The 234-nt window shown below is 42.7% G+C and carries 1 protein-coding gene; it reads left to right on the forward strand.

The features are described from left to right. Positions 1–234: ABC transporter permease subunit (locus HBA93_RS23695; protein WP_221724842.1), on the forward strand; the 234-nt coding region annotated here is incomplete at both ends.

A 234-nucleotide genomic window follows, 5' to 3' on the forward strand; every position in this document is an offset into this window, starting at 1 on the left:
TAATTGTCGCAATTATAGCAATCGTTCTTGCTACGTTATTTGGAGCATTGATAGGTATTGCTGCATTATCGCGGAATCCGTCAGTCTGTATCTTTGCGCGTACGTATATTGAGTGGGTACGCAATATCCCCTTATTGGTACAGCTCTATGTCTGGTATGCAGTTTTCACTCAAATGATGCCGTCCTACCAACAAGCCCACAAACTTTTGCCTCATGTGTATTTAGACAGTACCG

The organism is Ochrobactrum sp. SFR4 (assembly GCF_019730395.1).
In the GTDB taxonomy this organism is placed as follows: domain Bacteria; phylum Pseudomonadota; class Alphaproteobacteria; order Rhizobiales; family Rhizobiaceae; genus Pseudochrobactrum.